General features: G+C 66.3%; 15 protein-coding genes. 2 read left to right on the top strand and 13 right to left on the bottom strand.

Annotation, left to right across the window (positions count from 1 at the left end; translation table 11 throughout):
• Positions 1-47: 47 nt before the first annotated feature.
• From miaB to AAC071_RS05995, 11 genes are all read right to left on the bottom strand, one after another.
• A complete protein-coding gene (gene miaB / locus AAC071_RS06045) occupies positions 48-1,439 on the bottom strand; it encodes a tRNA (N6-isopentenyl adenosine(37)-C2)-methylthiotransferase MiaB (protein WP_339830916.1) in 1,392 nt (463 codons plus the stop codon).
• Positions 1,440-1,596: 157 nt separating this feature from the next.
• Positions 1,597-2,469 (bottom strand): lysophospholipid acyltransferase family protein, encoded by an 873-nt coding sequence (locus AAC071_RS06040; RefSeq protein ID WP_339830915.1) that lies wholly within the window; start codon positions 2,467-2,469, stop codon positions 1,597-1,599.
• Between the two features lie 35 nt (positions 2,470-2,504).
• Positions 2,505-2,984 carry a Fur family transcriptional regulator gene (locus tag AAC071_RS06035; RefSeq protein WP_339830968.1) on the bottom strand — a complete coding sequence of 160 codons (480 nt, stop codon included), beginning with the start codon at positions 2,982-2,984 and terminating at the stop codon, positions 2,505-2,507.
• A gap of 115 nt (positions 2,985-3,099) precedes the next feature.
• Entirely contained in the window at positions 3,100-3,564 is a 465-nt protein-coding gene (locus AAC071_RS06030; protein ID WP_339830914.1) for a GNAT family N-acetyltransferase, read from the bottom strand.
• Positions 3,561-4,253, bottom strand: coding sequence for a tRNA (adenosine(37)-N6)-threonylcarbamoyltransferase complex dimerization subunit type 1 TsaB (gene tsaB, locus AAC071_RS06025; RefSeq protein WP_339830912.1), 693 nt, complete (start codon positions 4,251-4,253; stop codon positions 3,561-3,563). Before tsaB ends, AAC071_RS06030 begins: the two co-directional genes overlap by 4 nt.
• A 13-nt stretch (positions 4,254-4,266) precedes the next feature.
• Positions 4,267-4,857, bottom strand: coding sequence for a malonic semialdehyde reductase (locus AAC071_RS06020; protein WP_339830911.1), 591 nt, complete (start codon positions 4,855-4,857; stop codon positions 4,267-4,269).
• A 109-nt stretch (positions 4,858-4,966) separates the two neighbouring features.
• Positions 4,967-5,521, bottom strand: coding sequence for a NifU family protein (locus AAC071_RS06015; protein WP_339830910.1), 555 nt, complete (start codon positions 5,519-5,521; stop codon positions 4,967-4,969).
• Between the two features lie 78 nt (positions 5,522-5,599).
• Entirely contained in the window at positions 5,600-6,106 is a 507-nt protein-coding gene (locus AAC071_RS06010; protein ID WP_339830908.1) for a universal stress protein, read from the bottom strand.
• A 53-nt stretch (positions 6,107-6,159) separates the two neighbouring features.
• A complete protein-coding gene (locus AAC071_RS06005; RefSeq protein ID WP_339830906.1) occupies positions 6,160-7,230 on the bottom strand; it encodes a DUF2333 family protein in 1,071 nt (356 codons plus the stop codon).
• 84 nt (positions 7,231-7,314) lie between these two features.
• A complete protein-coding gene (gene trpS / locus AAC071_RS06000; protein ID WP_339830904.1) occupies positions 7,315-8,322 on the bottom strand; it encodes a tryptophan--tRNA ligase in 1,008 nt (335 codons plus the stop codon).
• 283 nt (positions 8,323-8,605) lie between these two features.
• Positions 8,606-11,638 carry an autotransporter domain-containing protein gene (locus AAC071_RS05995; RefSeq protein WP_339830902.1) on the bottom strand — a complete coding sequence of 1,011 codons (3,033 nt, stop codon included), beginning with the start codon at positions 11,636-11,638 and terminating at the stop codon, positions 8,606-8,608.
• A 122-nt stretch (positions 11,639-11,760) separates the two neighbouring features.
• On the opposite strand from AAC071_RS05995, the gene AAC071_RS05990 reads away from it, so the two are divergent.
• A complete protein-coding gene (locus AAC071_RS05990) occupies positions 11,761-12,693 on the top strand; it encodes a LysR substrate-binding domain-containing protein (protein ID WP_339830900.1) in 933 nt (310 codons plus the stop codon).
• A 29-nt stretch (positions 12,694-12,722) separates the two neighbouring features.
• Here the strand turns inward: AAC071_RS05990 and AAC071_RS05985 are convergent, their stop codons facing one another.
• Positions 12,723-16,217: an autotransporter domain-containing protein gene (locus AAC071_RS05985; RefSeq protein WP_339830898.1), complete on the bottom strand. Its 3,495-nt coding sequence runs from the start codon at positions 16,215-16,217 to the stop codon at positions 12,723-12,725.
• A gap of 143 nt (positions 16,218-16,360) precedes the next feature.
• On the opposite strand from AAC071_RS05985, the gene AAC071_RS05980 reads away from it, so the two are divergent.
• The gene (locus tag AAC071_RS05980) at positions 16,361-16,990 is read left to right on the top strand and encodes a response regulator transcription factor (RefSeq protein ID WP_339830896.1); all 630 of its coding nucleotides are present in this window, start codon (positions 16,361-16,363) and stop codon (positions 16,988-16,990) included.
• Positions 16,991-16,999: 9 nt separating this feature from the next.
• Here AAC071_RS05980 and AAC071_RS05975 read toward each other — a convergent pair whose 3' ends face one another.
• Positions 17,000-18,778 carry a hybrid sensor histidine kinase/response regulator gene (locus AAC071_RS05975; protein WP_339830895.1) on the bottom strand — a complete coding sequence of 593 codons (1,779 nt, stop codon included), beginning with the start codon at positions 18,776-18,778 and terminating at the stop codon, positions 17,000-17,002.

Here is an 18,778-nt window from a genome sequence, read left to right as displayed (position 1 = left end):
GCACCCTGTCCTTTCACCGTATCGACCTTGCGACAGCGACGTTGCGGTCATGCCGGGACCGTTTCGTGCGCGCGGAGATGCCCGCGCAGGCTGTTGCGATAGCCCTCTTCGATCTCGACATCGACGAGCTTCCCGAAGAGATGGGCCGGCGCGTTCTCGATATGGACCGACTGAAGATAGGGGCTCCGCCCGACGAGCTGCGTTTCTTCCCGGCCGCGGCGGTCGAACAGCACCGGCATGATGCGGCCCGCACAGGATGCATTGAAGGCAAGCTGCTGTTCACCGAGAAGTGCCTGAAGGCGCTGCAGACGCTCGCTCTTCACCTCGTCGGAAAGCTGATCTTCCTCGCTTGCCGCCGGCGTGCCGGGACGGGCGCTGTACTTGAAGCTGTAGGCTTGCGCATAACCGACCGCCCGGACCAGCGACAGCGTTGCCTCAAAATCGCTTTCGGACTCGCCGGGAAAGCCGACGATGAAGTCCGACGACAATGCGATATCGGGACGGGCGGCGCGAATACGGTCGATCAGCCGCAAATAATCTTCCGCCGTATGGCGGCGATTCATCGCCGCAAGGATGCGATCCGAGCCCGATTGCACAGGCAGATGCAGATAGGGCATCAATGCCGGTACGTCGGCATGCGCTGCGATCAATTCGTCATCCATGTCGCGCGGATGACTTGTCGTGTAACGCAACCGCGCCAGCCCGTCGATCTCCGCAAGCGCGCGAACGAGACGGCCGAGGGTCGCCGGACGGCCATGCGCGTCCTCACCATGCCAGGCATTCACATTCTGACCGAGCAGCGTGATTTCGCGAACGCCGGCACCGACCAGGGCGCGCGCCTCGTCGACTATGCGGGCGAGGGGACGGGAAAACTCCGAACCGCGCGTATAGGGCACGACACAGAAGGTGCAGAACTTGTCACAACCCTCCTGAATGGTCAGGAATGCGGTTGCCCCGCGCGCCAGGGTCTTCTTGCGCTCGGGGGCCGGCAGGCTTTCGAACTTGTCGTCGGCGGGAAACTCGGTTTCGACGATCGCCGGTCCGCCATTGGCAAGGCGCGCGACATATTCGGGCAGGCGATGATAGGTCTGCGGTCCGACGATCAGATCGACCATGGGTGCGCGACGCCGCATCTCTTCGCCTTCGGCCTGGGCCACGCAGCCGGCGACGCCGATCAGCAGGCTTTCGCCGCGATCGGATTTTTCCTTTTTCAGCGCGCGCAGGCGGCCAAGCTCCGAATAGACCTTCTCGGCTGCCTTTTCGCGAATATGGCAGGTGTTCAGAAGGATGATGTCGGCGTCGTCGGGCGTGGCGGACTCGACATAGCCTTCAGGCGCCATGACGTCGACCATGCGCGCCGAGTCATAGACGTTCATCTGGCAGCCATAGGTCTTGACGAAGATTTTCTTGCGCGGCGCGCGGGGTTGCGCTTCGGTCATCGAAGCCTGACCCGGCGCGGCAGGACGGGGTGGCACTGTGTCATTGGGCAATATGTGCGCTCGTCTCCTTCGGACGCTCTCTCGTTTCGATCACACGGCCGGACGGCCGGGCTCAGGCGAACCCTATCATGGAATGGGCGGCGGCAGGGAGGGACATCTAGCCGCCCGCCCCGGCAAGTCGCCGGACCGCGCCCTCCGCGGCGGCAAGTGCGGCACCGTCGGCGGCGGGCTCGGCCAGACGCCCTGTCAGGGCCCGGGTCTGGCCCTCCCGGCAGCAGCTCTCGCAATAGGCGGCCAGCGCCTTGCGATTGCCGATTTCGCGGATCGTCACCGGCTTGTGGTATTCGACGACCACCTCGATGGGGCCGAGCGAAAAGGCCTCCCAGAGATGCGGGAACAGCTCCATGTCGCCGTACCAGGCAAAAAACGGCCGGAAATAGCGTCCCATCGGCAGTCCATGCAGGCGCACATAGGTGACCGACATCGGCTGGACGACAAGATCGGCCTCGCGATCCTCGTCGCCGTTAACGATAGTCAGCTGGGCCACGCTCATCAGCGCGCTCTTGAAGGTCAGCACGCGATTGCCGTCCGACGAGGTCCCTTCCGGGAACAGCACCAGCCGGTCGCCGGCCGCGATGCGGGCATGAATCTCGTTGCGCGAATGGACGGTACGGGTGCGCCGCTCGCGCTCGACAAATACCGTCCGCTGCAACCGGGCCAGGGTCCCGAAGAACGGCCAACCGGCCACTTCGCTCTTGGCAACAAAGGAGCAGGGCTCGAGCGAAGCGATGACCGGAATGTCGAGCCAGGAGGTGTGATTGGCGGCAATCAGGCAGGCACTGCCCTGATGCGGCACGCCGCGGCGGGTCACCCGGATGCCGATCATGCGGCAGAGAAAACGGTGATAGCGATTGGGCAGCGTGCTGGCATAGGACAGACCGAATTTCAGCCCGAGCCATTGCAGCGGCATCAACAGAATCGCCGAGGAAATGAAGCCTGCCAGAAGAATGGCGGCGCGAGCGGTTGCCATATGCGTCTCCCTGCCCGCTCAGCGACGGCGGCGCCTTACGCCTTGTTGCCCTTGCTGTCCGGTTTCCGGCCGCGGTTGAGCGGAACGCCATAGAGTTCGAGGCGATGATCGACCAGTTCGAAGCCAAGTTCGCGCGCAATGATCTGTTGCAGGCGCTCGATCTCGTCATTGTGGAATTCGATCACCGCGCCCGACTGAAGATCGATCAGATGATCGTGATGATCTTCCGTCACCTGCTCGTAGCGCGAGCGGCCGTCCCGGAAATCGTGGCGCTCCAGAATACCGGCCTCTTCGAAGAGGCGCACGGTACGGTAGACGGTCGCAATCGAAATCTTGCTGTCGACATCGGATGCGCGCCGATAGACCTCTTCGACATCGGGATGGTCGTGCGCAACCGAAAGCACGCGCGCGATAACGCGGCGCTGATCGGTCATGCGCATGCCTTTCTCGACGCAGAGATTCTCGATCCGGTCGGGATCGCTGGGCACATCTTCCGGGCGCAAGGCCGCGGTCATGGTTGTCTTGTCGCTCATTGGAAGCATCATAGGCCAACAGGCGCCTTGTTGTCATCTCCGTGCGGCAGACCGGCCGGCTCCGCCCGCCCGATATGACCCCTCAAAGATCAAGGATTTACGACGGTGCGGCGGCGGCCAGATCGAGCCGCAGAACGAGTGCCGCCACGCGTGCATCTGGCCGCGCATAATAGGCCGGACGCCGGCCGACTTCATCAAAGCCGAGGCGGCCGTAGAGAGCACGCGCCGCGTCATTGTCCTCGGCCACTTCGAGAAAGAGCGCCGTCGCGCCGCCCGCAAGCGCTGACGCGGCGACAGCCTCCATCAGGCGGCGGCCGAGACCCCGGCCGCGGGACGCCGGATCGACCGCCAATGTCAGGATCTCCGCCTCGCCCGCCGCGATCCGGGCAAGGACGAAACCCGCAAGCGGGTTTTCACCAACACCAAGCGCGAATGTGCCCGGCGCCGCAACCAGCCGGGTCAGCGCCGGTTCATCCCAGGCTTCGTCGAAACAACGCGCATGAAGCGCGGCCGCGGCGGTCATTTCGCCGGCGTCGAGGGTGCGGATCGCGGTCGCGTTCACGCTGCCGCGTCCGGATCGCGGCCGCCCGGCAGTTTCGCGTCGGGCGCGCGGATATAGAGCGGCGCCGGGGCGCGGCGGAACGCCTCGTGCCCTTCGGCTTCGAGACGGCGGCCAGCCAGCCACGCCACCGTCTCGGCACGGGGTTGAGCCGGCGCATCGGCAAGGCGCCGCACAAAGCCGTGCAGCGCCTCGTCGAGCAGCGTGGCGCCGGTTCCGACCAGCAGCAGCTTGCGGTGCGGCGGCAGGTGGCGCGATGCTTCCGCAACAGCCACCAGCATGGGTTCGGTCAAGGGCACAAGTGCCGCGTCGAAGGCCTGGAGATAGATTTCGCCGCGGCGCGCGTCGAAAGCCGCGACGATGGCCTCGTCCGGCTCGGCGGCCACGTCGCCCGCGACCGCCTCGAGCGTCGTGATGCCGACAAGCGGCAGCCCCTGCGCCAGCGCGATCCCGCGCGCCGCCGCAAGGCCGACGCGAAGCCCGGTAAAGGTGCCCGGCCCGATGGTCACGGCCAGCGCATCGAGATCGCCGAAACCCAGCGCGGATTCGGCCAGCACCGTCTCGATCATCGGCAGGAGTTCCTCGGCATGACCGCGCGCCCGCAATTCGAACGCCGAGGCAAGTACTCCCTCGCCGTCATGGATGGCGGCCGAAAGCGCGCCTTGCGCGGTGTCGAATGCGAGAACGATCAAGGGCGCTCCGTGGTCAGATGATCTTGCAGGCGTCGTCGAAGGGCAGACGCGGGCTGCGCGGAAAGAGCGCCGAGGGATCGCCATGGCCGAGATTGCAGAGGAAATTCGACTTGACCGTGGTACCGTTGAAAAATGCCTCGTCGACCTTCTTCATGTCGAAGCCCGACATCGGCCCGCAGTCGAGGCCGAGCGCACGCGCCGCAATCATGAAATAGGCGCCTTGCAGCGAACCATTGCGAAAGGCCGTCATTTCCGCCCATTCGGCCGACCAGTTGAACCAGGTCTTCGCATTCGGCTCGTGCGGAAACAATTCGGGCAGGCGTTCGTAAAACTCGACATCATAGCCGATGATGGCGGTAACGGGCGCCGCCATGGTCTTCTTCAGGTTGCCTTCCGAGAGTGCCGGTGCGAGCTTCTCCTTCGCTTCCTTCGATTTCACGAAGACGATGCGGGCGGGCGAACAATTGGCGCTGGTCGGGCCCCATTTCATCAGATCGTAAAGCTCTTTCAGCCTGGCGTCGGAAACGGGCTCGTCCTTCCACGCATTGTGGGTGCGCGCATTGCGGAAGATCGTGTCGAGCGCGTCGTCGCCGATCATGGTCATGGCCGTGGGTCCTCCGGATGAGATGACTGGGATGCGGCAGACACGATAGCGCGTTCGCCGGGACGCGCCAGCCCCGAAGCCGCGAAGTGACCACGCGTCAGGCGCGGTGTCAGACCTGGCGGACTTCGACGATCTCGGGGATGTAATGCTTCAACATGTTCTCGACGCCACGCTTCAGCGTTACCGTGGACGAGGGACAGCCTGCGCAGGCGCCCTGCATGTTGAGGAACACGATACCGTCCTCATATCCCTGAAAGGTGATGTCGCCACCGTCCTGCGCCACGGCGGGGCGGACACGGGTATCGAGAATTTCCTTGATCTCGCGGACGATCTCGCCGTTCTCGCCATTGCCATCCGCATGCGCACTTTCCTCTGCGGAGGCAAAGAGGATCGGCGCGCCGCCGGTGAAGTGTTCCATGATCGCGCCAAGCAATGCCGGCTTCAGATGCTGCCACTCGCCGCCCGATTTGGTGACGGTGATGAAATCCGAACCGAAGAAGACGCCGGCGACATTCTCGACCGCGAAAAGACGCATGGCGAGCGGCGAGCGTTCCGCCGCCTCGCGGGTCGGGAAATCGGCAGCGCGACCTTCGCCCAGAACCTCGCGGCCCGGAAGAAATTTCAAGGTCGCCGGATTCGGCGTCGCCTCGGTCTGGATAAACATGACAAGACCCTGTTGAGATCGTGGGTTTGCGGCGCATCGCCGCTCTCGGGCTATAGATGGACTGCCCGGTCCGCAGAATCAAGCCAGAGCGCGGATCGCCTCTTCGGTCAGGTTGCCTGGCACGACCGTCACCGGAATCGGAAAGGCCTTGTCGCTGGTTCCGGCAACCATCGTGACCAGCGGCCCCGGTCCCTCCTTGCCGGTGCCGGCGGCCAGCACCAGGATCGCGATGTCGCGATCCTCCTCGATCAGCTGCTTGACTTCCTCCAGCCGGCGGCCCTCGCGGATCACCAGTTCCGGGACGATGCCCGCATACTCGTTGACATGCGCGGCAAGACGATGAAGCAGTTCCTCGGCTTCGGCCCGTGCTTCCTCGCGCATGATGTTCTGGACGCCGAGCCATTGCTGCGAGGCCTCGCCGGGCTCGATCACAGCCAGCAGCGTGACGACGCCATTGGTATGCGTCGCGCGCAGGCTGGCGAAATGAATGGCGACTTCCGATTCCGGCGTGCCGTCGACGACGACGAGAAACTTGCGCCGCTTGGTGGTCGCCTTGCCGGTCCGGTCTGTCTTCTGATCGTTCATGGGCGCGATGCTGCCACCGCCGACGGCGCGGAGCAAGCGCCAGAACGAAGCCCCTATTTCAGCAGGATATTGCTGATCTCGCGCAGCTGCGTGCGCGCGCGCAACAGGTAGAAGCCCTGGGTTGCCAGGTGGTTCGGCTGAAACTGGGCGTCGGGTCTGCCGTTCATGATCACCAGCGGATCGAGAAGTGCTGCCTTGCGGAAGGTTGCGATCATCTCGTCCCAGGGCTTCTGCAGATTGCGCTCCTTGATGACCGGCGCGAAATCGCTGCCGAGCGCATTCAGGATCATGTAGTAGCCGTAGAGCTTGCCCTTGGTCGTGTAGAAGACATCGTCGGCGCCGGTATCGATCCAGCCGCCCGCATTCTCCGCGATGTGCCTGTCGATCATGGCCGATGACGAACCGATATCGGCCGCAAAACGGTCTATGGTCGCCAGCAGATTGTCGGAACGAATGTCGAAATTGGCGGTGCCGCGGGCAAGGCGGTTGTTGTAGCCGAGCAGATGCGCGCGCGCGTCGCGATATTGCGACTCGGAACTGGCGCGCGGCACCAGCGAAACGGTCGGGTTCCAGATCCAGACATTGCCCGGATATTGCAGAAGACCGGCGGCGCGCTGCAGATCGGGATCGGCCTCCGAGGATCCGCGCGAACGGCCAAGCTGATCGGTCAGTTCGAAACCGAAGCGCGCCAGCGCCGACATGATGCCCTGCTGATAGTTGGGCATGTTGTCGAGCAGCGTGCCCGGCATGAAGAAGGGATCGTTGGCAACCCAGCTGTGGCGATTGACCTCGCGATCGATCAGGGCCGCGGCCATCGCGACCGCCGCACTGCCTTCGGGCACGAAGTCGGCGGCATCGGGCACGAAGTCCGGATCGTCGTCGACCGCATGAACCCAGATCATGCCGATCGGATAGTAGAGCAGGATGAAAACCACGAGCGCGGCCGCCGTGCGGCGCAGAATGCCGCCCATGCCGGGCCGGTCGAGCGCGGCGGAGAGGCCGGCAAGCGAAGGGCCTTTTGTGCCGGACGCGGCTGCGGGCGACGCCGTGCCGTCGCCGCGCCGATACATCCAGCGGTGACGCAGCCTGTCCCACAGGGCGGCAAGGCGTTCGCGGAAGGGCATGGGCAAAGCTCCGTCGGGCACGGGTTGCGGGCGCGGTCCAGTCTAGATGGGGCCGGCGCCCCGCGGGATCAAGTTGTTCGGCCTCTAGATGAAACCGACGATCTCCTTGACGCGGTTCATGATCGGATCGGCGATGGCGCGGGCGCGCACCGCGCCGTCGGCCAGCACCTTGTCGATATAGGCCGGATCGGCCATCAGCCGCTTCATTTCATCGGTGATCGGCGACAGTTTCTCGACCGCGAGATCGGCCAGCGCCGGCTTGAAGACCGAGAATTGCGCGCCCGGAAAGCGTTCGAGCACCTCGGTCTTCGAGAGACCGGCCAGCGCCGCATAGATGCCGACCAGATTGTCGGCGCCGGCGCGGCCCTTGAGGCCTTCGACCGTTTCGGGCAGCGGATCGGGATCGGTCTGGGCCTTGCGAATCTTCTTCGCGATGTCGTCGGCGCTGTCGCGCATGGTGATGCGCGAGAGATCGGAGGGATCCGACTTCGACATTTTCTTCGTGCCGTCGCGCAAGCTCATCACCCGCGTCGCCGGACCCATGATCAACGGTTCGGGCAGCGGGAAGAAATCGGGCGCGGCGAAATCATTGTTGAATTTCTGCGCCGTGTCGCGGGCCAGTTCCAGATGCTGTTTCTGGTCTTCGCCGACCGGCACATGGGTGGCGCGATAGGCCAGAATGTCCGCTGCCATCAGCACCGGATAGGCATAAAGACCCACGCTCGCCTTCTCGCGATCCTTGCCGGCCTTGTCCTTGAACTGGGTCATGCGGTTGAGCCAGCCGATGCGGGCGACGCAGTTCAGGACCCAGGCGAGCTCGGCATGGGCCGAGACCTTCGACTGGTTGAAAATAATGTTCGTGGACGGATCGATGCCCGATGCGATATAGGCCGCAACAACCTCGCGCGTGTTCGCGGCCAGTTCCTGCGGTTCCTGCCAGACCGTGATCGCATGCATGTCGACCACGCAATAGATGCATTCATGCGTTTCCTGCAGCGGCACGAAATTGCGGATCGCGCCGAGATAATTGCCGAGATGCAGGTTGCCGGTGGGCTGCACGCCTGAAAAGACGCGGTTCTGGGGCTGTTCCATCAATCGAATCCGTGAGCTCCGCACACCCCTGAAGCGGGCGCGCGGGGGGTTTATGCGGCGGACGGGAAGTGAAGGCAATCCCCCCGACAGACAGCAGGGATTCACAGAAAACCCCCCCTCTGTCACGGAACTGTCACAAAACTGTCATAAAGGGCCCGGGCAGCGATTTGTCCCCGGGTTTATCCCCGGGCGCAGACCGGGGACAAGTCCGACTTGTCCCCGCTTCGGGGCAGCATGACTGCCCTAAATAAAGTAATCCCCGGTCTGGCGCGCCGCGCCTTGCTCAGAAGGCGATTCGCAGTTCCGCCCGCAGGCCATGGTCGCGGGCGTCGGAGGCGAGTTCGCCGGTGTAGCCGAAGGTGAAGGTCGTCTGCGCATCGAGCCTCGCGTCGATGGCGGCCTCGAGGGCCAGCGCGTTTCTGGCGATCGGCACACCCCGGACCGCGAAGGTGGTGGCCGGCGCCGAAGCGAAGGCCATGCGCGAGGCGGTATCGATGTCGCCGAAGGCGTGGCGCCAGGCGAGCGAACCCGAAAGCCCGAGATGACCCGCTTCGCGCCGCGCGCGCAGGCCGAGCGTCGAGACGCCGACGGTGTCGCTGGCGCCGGCAACCGTCAGTGCGGCAGCGCCGCCGGTTTCGGTGAAGCCGTCGGTCGCGGCATGGATGACGGCGAGGCCGGCAAAGGGCGTCAGCATGACGGGACCGGCATCGAGAGCGAGGCCGGCCTCAATGGCGGCCTCGAAAAGCGATGCGTCGTAATCCGCCGTCAGCCGGTTCGTCAGTCCACCGACGGTTGCGGTGCGCCCGGTCTCGACCGCGCCATGGCTCCAGGCGACGACGCCCTTCAGCGCGAGCGCGCCGCGCTTCGTGCCGGCATAGCCGGCGATGTGGAAATTCTCGCTGTCGCCCGACGACATACGCGCATCGACATCGAAACCCGAACGGCTGTAGCCGAGCGCGATGCCGGCGCGGCTTGCGGCGCCGAATTCGCGGTCGATGCCGGCAATGAAACCCGCCCCGTCGCGATCGACCGCGGCATGATTGCCGTCGCTGTCGGCCGAGCCCCAGGCACCGAAGACATGAGCCCAGACGCCGATGCCGAGCGGCGCAATGGCGCTGGCCGTCGCTGCGCCAGACGCTTTGCCCGGCAGCGCCGAACGCAGCCGCATCAGGACCGCTTCGCGAATCTGGCGCATGACATGGAAGGCGTTGAGCCGCGCCGTCGCATGGACCTCGCCCGAGAGCGCATCGAAAGCGGCACGCGCATCGGCTTCGGTCATCGGCACGATCGCGTCATAGAGCGGATTGCCCGCGCCGAGGGCATCAGCCGCGCCGGCCGTGTTGAACTGGTTCGGTGTGCGCGCCGCATCCTGGAAGGCCGCCGAGGAGAGGAGCGTCAGATAGACGTTCAGCGCGTCATAGGAGAGCGCGGCATCCAGAAAGGCAAAGCTGTCGGTGACGCCGCCGAAGGTGCCGGCGACGCCGCCATCGGCGGTCAGGATCGTGTAGACGGTGCCGGGCGTGTAGGTCGATCCGTCATCGGTGCCGTTTTCGGGCCGCACCGTCACCATGGCGGCGCTGTCGATGGTGGCGATGCCGGTTGCGTGGATCCGATCATTGTTGACGCCGGGCGTGTTGCCGCCATCATCGACCTCGACTTCGTAGGTCGCGCCGGCGGCAAAATCGAGATTGCCGACAACGCTCAGTGTGCCGATCGAATTGCCGGGCGCGATGGTGGCGCCATTGCCGAGCACGGTCTGGCCGACCGTGCCCGAACCGCCAAGCCGCGCATTGCCAACGCTCAACGCGCCGCCGAGCTGGCCGTTGACAATCAGCGTTCCGGCATCAACCGAAGTGGCGCCGGCAAAGGCGATGCTGTTGCCGGTGAAAGTCGTCGTGCCGGTGCCGAGATGGTTGAAATCGCCATTGCCCGTCATCACGCCGCTGTAGGTGTGGTCGTTCGAACGGTCGATTGCGAAGATGCCGTTGTTGAGGAGATCGCCTGAAAGCGCGCCCGTGGTGCCGCCATTGCCGGCCTGCAGCGTGCCGCCCGAGATTGTCGTGCCGCCGGTGTGGCCGGCCGACGCGGTCAACACGGTGACGCCGTTCTCGACCGTGACGGCGCCGGCGCCGGAAATGCCGGTGCCGAAAGCGAGGCCGAGGCCGGTGTGATTGAACACGAGTTCGCCGGTACCGGCGCCGAAGACGATGGAGGCGGCATCGAGCGTGCCGGCGGCCGCCGCCGCAGCGCCCGAGGCGGCACCGATATTGAGCGTGCCGGTCGACCCGCCGGCGCCGGCAACCGTCACCGTGCCGGCACCGCCATCGACCGTGACCGTTGCGCCATCGGCGACGGTCAACTCACCCGATCCGGCCTGACCGACCGCGAGATTGCCGCCGAGGGTCCATGCGGAACCCGCGCCCGCGACCGTGGCGGTGCCGGCCCCGGCCGCAAAGGTGCCGATGCTGCCGCCGGTGCTGGTGACGACGCCGCCCGCCGTGACATCGAGCGTGCCGATGCCGCTGCGGCCGACATGGAGGTCGCCATTGTTCGTCCAGAGCGAGCCGGCGCCATCGACGGTCGCGGCGCCGGTGCTGCCGGGGCCGAAGGCGATGAAGCCGCTGGAATTGCCGGCCGTGCCGCCATCGGCGATGGTGAGCGCGCCGTCGCCCTCCTCGCCGACATAGATGAAATTCACGCCCGTCCAGCTCGAGCCCGCGCCATCGATGTTGACGATGCCGGTGCTGCCGGCCACGAGACCGAGATAAGCAATGCCGCCACTCGCCGAACCACCATCGAGAATATCGACCGTGCCATGGCCGAAGACGCCGGCAATCAGATCGCCGGTGTTGGCGAGCGTTGCGCCGGTGCCATCGACGGTGAGGGTGCCGATGCCGGTGGCGGCCTGTCCGAGACGGGTCGAGAAGGAATTGACGGTGGCGCCGGCATCGACGGTCAGCGCGCCGGTGCCGGCATTGCCGATATGGATGATGCTGCCATTGGTCCAGGTGCCCGCACCGCTGACGGCGAGGGCGCCGCTATTGCCGACGGTCAGGCCGATTTCAGCTTCGTTCGATACCGCGCCCGGCGCGGCGATCGTCGCGGTTCCGGCATTGTCGATATTGACGGTGTCGCCGGCGCCCGGCACGCCCACGGGATCCCAGTTACCGCCGACAAACCAGTCGGCCGGACCGGGCACATCCCAATCGGCGGCGGCGGCGGGCGCTGCCGACCACAGCATCGGCAGGGAGGCCAGCGCGACAGCGGCCCGGCGCGATCGGCGGCGTGGCCGTGTGCAGACGGTTTTCGACGACATGCGGCGCCCCCCCAAGCTCCGTCGCGCCGGATTTCCAGCGCGCGCACCAAATCACGGGCTGGACGCTAAGTGGCCGCCTTCCTATTGCGAACTTCATATTCATCATGGAAGCTATTCGCGACATGAATATACGCAATCTCGACCTCAATCTGCTTCGGGTCTTCGACGCGGTCTATGCAGCACGCAATATCAGCCGCGCGGCCGAGCATCTGGGGCTCAGCCAGCCGGCGACCAGCCATGCGCTGAAGCGGCTGCGCGAACATCTGGGCGATCCGCTGTTCGTGCGCTCGGGCAGCGGGCTCGCGGCGACGACACGGGCCGAACAGCTGATCGGGCCGGTGCGCGAGGCGCTGGATGCGATCCGGGTGGCGGTCGAGGGGGTGCGCTTCGACCCGGCCTCGCTCCAACGCAAATTCCGCATCGTGATGCACGACCCGCTGGAGCCGGTGCTGATGCCGCCGCTGATCGCCAGGCTGATGCGCGAGGCGCCGGGTGCCTCGCTGGAGCTGCTGCCGATCTACGGCCTCGATGCGATGGACGAACTCAACAACCGGCGCATCGATCTCGCCTTTCCGCTTTATGTCGCCGAACATCCGCAAATATGCAGCGCCCAGTTCGGCACCATCGAATTCGTCTGCATCGCGCGGCACGGCCATCCCGAAATCGGCGCGACACTGGAACGGTCGGATTTCGACCGGCTGGGCCATGTCGTGCTGATCCCCTCGCTGCGGGCCAAGTCCGGGATCGAGGAAATCCTGGTTTCGCAGGGATGCCAGCGGCGGACCGTCGTCGAGGTTTCCAAATTGTGGTCGGTGCTGACGCTGGTGGCGGCGTCCGATCTGATCTCGATCGTGCCGCGCATGATGGCCATGTCGATGCAGGAGAAGCTCGGCCTCGACATCTTCCCCATGCCCTATGACATGCCGCGCGTCTCGCTCAGCATGTCGTGGCATATCAGCGACGAAGCCGATCCGGGACATGCCTGGCTGCGCCGCGTCATCGGCGAAACGATCGCGGCCGGGATGCCGGGGGACGCGACCTCCGACGCCGGGTGACAGCGGGGCGTCAGGCCGGCTATCGCTTCTCAGAACTCGAAACGGAGTTCCGCCCTGAGCCCGTGGTCGCGGGCATCAGACGCGTATTCGCCGGCATAGCCGAAGGTGAGGGTTGTGCGATCGGCCAGTCTGAGGTCGACAGCGGTTTCGAGGGCCAGCGTGTTCTCCGCGATCGGCGCGCCGCGCACGGTGAAGGGGTTGGCAGGCGCCGAGGCGAAGGCGGCGCGCGAGGCGGGTTCGACATCGCCGAAGGCATGGCGCCAGGCGAGCGACCCTGTCATGCCGACGCTGCCGGCCTGGCGGCGGGCCCGCAGGCCGAGGGTCGAGACGCCGGTGGTGTTGCCCTGCGCGGCGAAGGTCAGCGCGGCGGGACCGCCGGTCTCGGTGAAGCCTTCGGTTTCGACATGGATGGCGGCGAGACCGGCAAACGGCGTCAGTACGACGGGGCCGAGATCGAGATCGTACCCCGCGTCGATCGATGCCTGGAAGGTATGCGCGCCATAGCTGGCGGACAGATCGCTCGTGACGCCACCCACCACGACGTTTCGTTGCGCTTCGGTGTGGCCGTAGCTGTAGGACAGCGCGCCTTTGACATGCGCCTGTCCAAATTGCCTGCCGGCATAACCGGCGATGTGAAAATTGTCGCTGTCGCCCGAGGATGCGAGGCCGCGCACGTCGTAGGAGCCGCGGCTGTAACCGAAAGCGACGCCTGCCTGAAGACCATCGCCGATCTCGCGGTCGATGCCGCCGACGAATCCGTAACTGTTGCGGGCGAGCGCGGCGTTGTTGACATTGCCATCGGTCCGGCCCCACGACCCGAAGAGCTGACCCCAGACGGACGCGGCACCGGGAACCGCATCGCCCGCAGCCGGCGCACCGGCCAGCACCACGCCGCCGGTGCCGCCTGAACCGAAGTTGCCGCCGAAGAGATTGGCAAGCCGCGCAAGAATCTGCTGCCTGATCTGCTGCGCGCCGAGAAAGGCGGTCGCCGGCGAATTGGCGTGGGACTCACCCGACAGCGCCCGGAAGGCCGCGCGGGCCTGCGTATCCGTCATGCCCAGGATGACGTCGTAGAGCAGATTGCCGGCACCCAGCATCTGCAGCGCCTGGGCGACGCCCTTCTGGTTCGGGGTCTGCGCGACATCCTCGAAATCGGCGGCATGAAGCAGGCTCAGATAGACGGTGTTGACGTCGTAAGAGAGTTCCGGGCTCAGAAAGGCCATGTCGGTGCCGACCGAGCCGAAAGTGCCCGTGATGCCGCCATTTGCCTCGATGATGGCGTAGACGAGACCGGGCGTGTAGGTCGAGCCGTCATCGGTACCGTTCCGGGGCGTAACCCAGACGGAAGCACCGCTGTCGATCGTCAGCGAGCCGCCGATGTCGATGAAGTCGTTGTTGACGCCGGACGTGTCGCCGCCGTCATTCACCTCGACTTCATAGATCGAGAGCGCGTCGAAGGCGAAGTCGCCGGAGACGTTCAGTGTACCGATGGAATTGCCAGGCGCGACGGTGGCGCCGGCGCCGAGCGTCGTCGCACCGACCGTGCCGGAACCGCCGAGCAGGGCACCGGTGACGTTCAGCGTGCCGCCGAGAATGCCGTTGACGATCAGCATGCCGGCCTCGACGAAGATCGAGCCGGCGAAAGCCGAACTGTCGCCGGTGAGCGTCGTCGCGCCTGTGCCCGTCTGGCGGAAGTCGCCCGACCCGGACATCACGCCGGCATAAGTGTAGGCATTGGAACGGTCGATGGCGAAGGTGCCGTCATTGACCAGGTCGCCCGCGAGCGCGCCCGCGGTGCCGCCATTGCCGAGTTGCAGCGTGCCGCCCGAGATCGCCGTGCCGCCGGTATGCGTGGCGGCGGCGGTGAGGATCGTCTCGCCGCTTTCGACCCGCACTTCGCCGGCGCCGGAAATGGCGGCGCCGAAGAGGTAATCGGTGCCGGTGTGGTTGAAGACCAGTGTGCCCGTGCCCGCGCCGAAGGCGAGGGAGGCCGCGTCGAGCGTGCCCGCGCCTGCCGCCGCATCACCCGCCGCCGCACCGATGTTCAGCGTGCCGGTGGAGGAGGCGTTGCTGGCGATGGTGACGGTGCCTGCCTCGACCGCGCCGCCCGCGGCAAGCGTCAACGTGCCGGTGCCGGAATCGCCGACATAGAGGGTGCTTGAGCTGGTCCAGGTCGATCCCGCGCCCGAGACCGTGACTTCGCCGTCGCCGGTCGCGTGGCGGCCGATATAGCCGGTGGTGTTCGAGACCGCGCCGCCATCGGCGATGTCGAGCGTGGCGCCGCCCCAGACGCCGATGGTGAGTTCGCCGGAATTGCTCCAGATCGCGCCCGCACCATCGACCGTGACCGCGCTGCTGCCGGCCGCGAAATAGCCGACCAGCGCGTCGACATTCGAGACCGCGCCGCCGCCCGAAATGGCGAGCGTCGCATCGCCGGAATTGCCGACGGCCAGATTGCCGCTCAGGTTCCATTCCGAGCCCGCGCCATCGACCGCGACGTCGCCGGAGCTTCCCGCCTGATTGGCGATATAGCCATTGGTATTCGAGACCACGCCGCCGTCGAGGATGTCGAGCGCGCCGGAGCCGCGGTCGCCGATATAGAGTTCGCCGCTGTTGGTCCAGATCGAATTCGCGCCATCGACCGTGGCGCTGCCAGTGCTGCCGCCTTGTCTGCCGATATATCCGGCCGTACCCGAAACCGATCCGCCATCCGAAATGTCGAGTGTCGCCGTCCCGAACCATCCGATAACCAGGCTATGCCCGCTATTGATCCAGGACGATCCCGAACCGCCGACCGCGACGGTTCCTTCACCTGCGGCGAGGTCTCCAACATAGCCGCTTGCATTGGAAACCGTTCCTCCGCCCGTGATGTTCAATCCGGCCGTGCCAGACGAACCGACGACGAGATCCCCGCTATTGGTCCACTGCGAGTCCGCGCCATCGACCGTGACTTCGCCGATGCCGCCAGCATTGCTGCCGATCGTGCCCGCGGTGTTCGAGACCGCGCCGCCACCGGAGATTTCGAGCGTGCCTTCGCCAGCGCCGCCTATCGTGAGCTGGCCGCCGTTCGTCCATGTCGAGCCCACGCCGTCGATCGTTGCCGTGCCGCTGCCGGTCGCGGTGTTGCCGAGGGCGCCATTGTGGTTGGAGACCGCGCCGCCATCGGTGACGTCGAGCGTGCCGGTGCCGGAGTTGCCGACATAGAGCGTGTTGCCGATGGTCCAGGTGGAGCCCGCGCCGTCGATCGCGACGGCGCCGCTGTTGCCCGCCGTTTCGCCGGCCGAACCGATGCCGGAGACGGCGCCCGCCGCGCCGATCTGTGCGGTGCCGCCATTGTTGACGATGGCGGTGTCGCCGGCATCGGGGACGCCCGCCGTCCAGTTGCCGGGGTCGAACCAGTCGCCCGCGCCACCACTCCAGAAGGATTGGGCATGGGCGGCATCCACGACCGACAGGGCGCAAAGGGCGGTGCCGGCCAACAAGGCCGCCTTGCGGCGGGCGGCCGTACGGTTGCGCGCGAACATGGGTCCCCCTCTTCGTGCGGACACGGAGTCGAGCCGATTTTCGGGGGGCGGCGGGGCGCGCGACAGATGTACAGATGTACAGGTGCCATTAACCACGGCCATGGATAGGATCGTCCGAAGGTGGCATCAGGGGGCAGACGCGCTTGACCGCAGAACGCATCATCGTGGCCGACGACCATCCGGTGTTCCGGATGGGGATGCGGCATATCCTGGCGCGCATTTCGCCCGGCGCGACGATCGAGGAGGCCGGCACTTTCGAGGAGGTGCTGGCCCTGGCGGAGAGCGGCGCGGCGCCCGAGATGTTCGTGCTCGACCTGGTCTTTCCGGGCTTTGCCGCCGAGAGTTCGATCGCGACGCTGCGGCGGCGGTTCCCCCGCGCGACGCTCGCCGTTGTTTCGATGGCGGACGATGCCGAGACGGTCGATCTCGCGATGGCGGCCGGCGCCGACGGCTTTGTCGGCAAGTCGATCCCGCCCGACGAAATCGCCGTGGCGCTGTCGGCGATCCGCGACGGCGAGATCGTGGTGCGAACGGCGGCGCCCGATCTGCCCTCGGCGCCGGAACGGGCTTCGGCGCCCGGCGACGACGTGCAGCTTTCGCCGCGCCAGCGCGAGGTGCTGAAGCTCGTCGCCACCGGCATGACCAACAAGGAGATCGGGCGGCAGCTCGGCATCTCGCCGGTGACGGCACGGATGCATGTGTCGGCGCTGCTCCGGACACTCGGCGTCGGCAGCCGCGCGGCGGCGGCGGCGGTGGCCGACAGACTGCTCTGAAGCCGGCAGCTAGAACGCGGTTTCGTCCAAGGCCACGCCGCCGGCGCCGAGCGCAAGACCGGTCAGCATCGCGCGCAGCTCCGCCGGATGCACGGGCTTGCGCAACAGCGGCACGCCGGCCTGCGCAAGGCGCGTCAATGTTTCCGGCTCGGAGCGGCCGGACAGAATGACCGCCGGCACCTCCCAGCCTTCAAGTGCGCGAACGGATGCAATCGCATCGAGGCCGTCGCCGGCCGGACCGAGATCGAAATCCGAAACGATGGCGTCGCAGCCGAGCGGGCTTGCGGGCGGGTGCGAAAAGGCCGCGACCTCGCAGCCCCAGCGGCGCAGCAGCATGGTGCTGGCGGAGAGCACGGCGGCGTCGTCGTCGATCAGGCAGACGGTGAGGCCGGTCAGCGGATGCTGGCGGCGCGCGCGCGAAACGGTGGCGGCGACCGGCGCGACCGGGCGCAGGCCCGAAATGCGCAACCGCGTGCCGCGGCCGGGCACGGAGGCGATCGACACGTCGAGGCTCATCAAGGCGCCGAGGCGGCGCACGATCGCAAGGCCGAGACCGAGACCCTCCGAGGCGCGAACGGCCGGGGTGCCGGCACGGTAGAACTCGTCGAAGATGCGGGCGAGGTCGGCTTCGGGAATGCCGGGGCCTGTGTCGGCAATTTCGACCGCCAGGGTTTCGCCGGCGCGGCGGATGCCGAGCACGACGCGCGCGCCCGGCGCATATTTGAGCGCGTTCGACAGAAGGTTCTGCACCATGGAGGAAAGCAGCGCCGGATCGGCCTCGACCCAGTGCGACGAGGAAACGACGCGCACCTCGCAGCCGCTTTCCGCCGCAAGCTCGGCGTTCTGCCGCACGATGCCCCGGAGCAACTCGCCGAGCGCAACCGGCTCGGGCTGGGGCACGATCCCGCCGACATCGAGACGCGATATGTCGAGCAGCGAGCCCAGGAGACCGCTGACCGAACGGGCCGCACCGTCGACGCTGCCGACAAGCTGTGCCGCCTCGGGCCCGAGATCGAGATCGCGCAGGCAAGCGGCAAAGAGTCCGATGGCGTGGATCGGCTGGCGCAGGTCGTGGCTCGCATGGGCGAGAAAACGCGACTTCGAGAGATTGGCCTCGACGGCCTCGGCGCGGGCCTGTTCAAGTTCATTCGCCATCTGCGTCAGTTCGGCGAGGCGCGCATCAAGCGAACGGGTGAGGGTGACGTTCATGCGCATGAAGCGCAACATGCGAACGGCGAGGATCGAGAGGATGGCGGCGTAGAGCAGCACCATCGCCATGACGACGACACCGAAATAGGCCGGGTCGTGGAAGAGATGCGCGGCGCCCAGCAAGGGCACCGAGGTCCAGAGGCTGACGAAGCAGGAGCGCGGCAGCACATGCTGCGAGGAAACCGCGCCCAGCGCCGTACCGCCAAGCGCCAGAGAATAGATCAGCAGGCTTTCGAAATCGCCCGTCGCCGCGCCGAAGGCACCGAGACCCCAAGCCATGCCGACAAGGAAAGTGAGGCTTGTGTGCGCGACGCCGAAACGCCGCGCCGCATCGTCGTCCGCCGGCGGACGGCGCACATAGAAACGCGCCAGCAGCGAAAGCGAGAGGGACAGCAGGACCATCGCACCGCCCCAGATGAGCGGCCAGGCGGCATCGGGATGAACCCGGATCAGCACAACCACCGTCGCTGCGACGACGCCGATATGGACCAGCCAGGCCTGAAAGCCAAGGTCGAAAAGACGATCGAGCTGCCAGCGCTCGGCACGAAAATAGACCCGGACCCGCTCAAGTGCTCCCAC

Origin of the sequence: uncultured Parvibaculum sp. (assembly GCF_963975745.1) — a bacterium.
GTDB lineage: Bacteria > Pseudomonadota > Alphaproteobacteria > Parvibaculales > Parvibaculaceae > Parvibaculum.
Note: the sequence above shows the minus strand (reverse complement) of the source record. Positions and strands in the feature narration are given on the sequence as shown.

Excerpts from the sequence above, each read along its gene's own strand:
- miaB (WP_339830916.1), bottom strand. The coding sequence starts at position 1,439 with ATGACCGAAGCGCAACCCCGCGCGCCGCGCAAGAAAATCTTCGTCAAG.
- AAC071_RS06040 (WP_339830915.1), bottom strand. The coding sequence starts at position 2,469 with ATGGCAACCGCTCGCGCCGCCATTCTTCTGGCAGGCTTCATTTCCTCG.
- AAC071_RS06035 (WP_339830968.1), bottom strand. The coding sequence starts at position 2,984 with ATGACCGCGGCCTTGCGCCCGGAAGATGTGCCCAGCGATCCCGACCGG.
- AAC071_RS06020 (WP_339830911.1), bottom strand. The coding sequence starts at position 4,857 with ATGACCATGATCGGCGACGACGCGCTCGACACGATCTTCCGCAATGCG.
- AAC071_RS06015 (WP_339830910.1), bottom strand. The coding sequence starts at position 5,521 with ATGTTTATCCAGACCGAGGCGACGCCGAATCCGGCGACCTTGAAATTT.
- AAC071_RS06010 (WP_339830908.1), bottom strand. The coding sequence starts at position 6,106 with ATGAACGATCAGAAGACAGACCGGACCGGCAAGGCGACCACCAAGCGG.
- AAC071_RS06005 (WP_339830906.1), bottom strand. The coding sequence starts at position 7,230 with ATGCCCTTCCGCGAACGCCTTGCCGCCCTGTGGGACAGGCTGCGTCAC.
- trpS (WP_339830904.1), bottom strand. The coding sequence starts at position 8,322 with ATGGAACAGCCCCAGAACCGCGTCTTTTCAGGCGTGCAGCCCACCGGC.
- AAC071_RS05995 (WP_339830902.1), bottom strand. The coding sequence starts at position 11,638 with ATGTCGTCGAAAACCGTCTGCACACGGCCACGCCGCCGATCGCGCCGG.
- AAC071_RS05990 (WP_339830900.1), top strand. The coding sequence starts at position 11,761 with ATGAATATACGCAATCTCGACCTCAATCTGCTTCGGGTCTTCGACGCG.
- AAC071_RS05985 (WP_339830898.1), bottom strand. The coding sequence starts at position 16,217 with ATGTTCGCGCGCAACCGTACGGCCGCCCGCCGCAAGGCGGCCTTGTTG.